Consider the following 2,078-nt stretch of genomic DNA (forward strand, 5'->3'; position numbering starts at 1 on the left):
TGTCGCTTGCCAGGGTGATGGGACCACCTGATTGCCAGGGGGATGGGACCACCGTGGCGCGTTATTGAGGATGGTCGTTGGGATGGTCGGGGTCAAGTTGGCCGGGTCGGGTGCGTTGGCGGTAGGACGGTCCTTCGATGACCAGGGTGTGGGCGGTGGCGGTCAGTCGGTCGATGGCTGATTGAGCCAGTAGCGTGTCGGCGGTCATGGTGAGCCATTCGGCGGGTTCTCGGTTGGAAGTCACGATGGTGGTCTTGGCGCGGTGGCGTTCGACGATGATTTCGTAGAAGTCGCTGGTTCCGGTGGCGTCGAGGGGTCGCAGGGCGAAGTCGTCGATGATGAGGACGTCGATGGCGGCCAGTCGGCGGATTTCGGCGTCGATGGTGTTGTCCAGGCGAGCGGCGCGCAGCCGGGTGAACAGTTTGTCGGCGCGGCTGAACAGTACGCTGTGTCTGCGGCGAATAGCCATGTGCCCCAGTGCTGTTGCCACGTGGGTTTTGCCGATGCCGACGGGCCCGAGCACGATCGCGGACTGGCCGGCGTCGAGGAACCGTAGCGAGGTCAAGTCGCCGAGCAGGGTGCGGTCATAGCGTAGGTCGTCCTGGGTGGTCCAGGTGTCGAAACGCATGTTCGGGTCGAGTCCGGCTTTGGCCGCTCGTAGTGCTGCTGAACGGGATTCGCGTCGGGAGACCTCGTCGGCGAGCAGCGTTTCGAGGAATCCGATGTGGCTGAGTTTGTGTTGGCGGGCCAGGGCGGCGCGTTCGGGCAGGGTGTCGGCCAGGGCGCCGAGTTTGAGTGTTTTGAGCAGTCGGAGCAGATCAGCGCCGACCGGATCAGCGGGTGCGCGGTGGGTGGTCATGTCAGCGGGTCTCCTCGGAATCGGCGGTGGGTACGACTGTCAATGATGTTGGGGTGGTGGTGAATTCGGATGGGTCGCGAGAGAAGCGGGTGGCGGTTTGGCCGACGGCCTGCGGCAGTGCCGGGGTGGTGGTTTCGGTGGCACGTTCCAGCATGGAGGCGATCTTGTTGACCGAGACGACATCGAGGTCCAGCGATAGCGAACAGGCTTGTTCGACTCGGCGCGCGCCGTAGCGGCGCACCAGGCCTTGCAGCCGGTAGACGGTGCGCATCCGGGTCCAGGGCAGCGGGTCATCGAGGATGCGTTCGGCGTAGATCCCGATATTGGGCCCGTGCCCGGCACAGGTGGCGATCAACGCCGTCAGATCCCGCAACGCGTAACCGGCCTTGTGTTCGGGCAGATCCGCGCGGTCGGTGCTGCGGGCACCTGGTGGTTGGCGAGGATGGACTTTCACCAGCACACCGCGGTGATAGAACTTCACCAGCTCACTGTCGGCACGAACATCGAGGTGGTGCCCGATCCAGCACTCGGGCAGCGAGTACAGCGCTTTGGCGACTTCGGCGTGGAAATCGCGGTGCACCTTGACCGCTTTGAACACCGGCACGTCATAGACCCCTGCACACGCCAGCAGCCGAGGTTGTTCTTCGGCGGTGAACACCTCCACCGGCCGTGCACAGGTGGTGCCGTGGATACGTGTGCCGGCAGTATGTAAACACCACGTGGTCGCGGCCTGCTGCGCAGCATCGAGACTGGTGAATGTTTCACCGTCCCAGTAGTTTCGGCGCACATACTGCACCACCCGTTCCACCCGCGGTTTATCTTTCGGGGATCGCACCCGGGCCGGGTCGGTGAGGAATCCGGCATGGCCGGCATAGTCGAGCCAGCCCGCGGTGAACTGCGGATTGAGCGCATCAGCAGCAGCGATCACCGGTTTGAGGTTGTCCGGGATCAGCACCGCGAACACGCCGCCGAAGAACTCCCAGGCTGCCTGGCAGCCGGCGATCACCGCCGCCAGGGTCTGTGAGTACGACAGCCATACGAACATGTGCCGGGAGTACACCGCGGTGAAGATCAACGCATACACCTTGCGGCGCCGACCATCAGTAGCGTCGGTGAGCATTCCCAGGTAGCCGAAATCGATCTGGCATTCCACCCCAGGGTCACCATCAGCGACCCGCACCGTGGTGTCCTTGCGGCCGAAACCGCAACGCTCACTAGC

At 64.1% G+C, this 2,078-nt stretch carries 2 protein-coding genes; both read right to left on the reverse strand.

Features of this window, described 5'->3' with window-relative positions:
- Positions 1-61 precede the first annotated feature (61 nt).
- The gene (gene istB, locus EET13_RS29580; RefSeq protein WP_122445556.1) at positions 62-859 is read right to left on the reverse strand and encodes an IS21-like element helper ATPase IstB; all 798 of its coding nucleotides are present in this window, start codon (positions 857-859) and stop codon (positions 62-64) included.
- 1 nt (position 860) lies between these two features.
- Positions 861-2,078: Mu transposase domain-containing protein (locus EET13_RS29585; RefSeq protein WP_136623323.1), on the reverse strand; the 1,218-nt coding region annotated here is incomplete at its 5' end.

Source organism: Mycobacterium attenuatum, assembly GCF_900566085.1.
GTDB lineage: Bacteria > Actinomycetota > Actinomycetes > Mycobacteriales > Mycobacteriaceae > Mycobacterium > Mycobacterium attenuatum.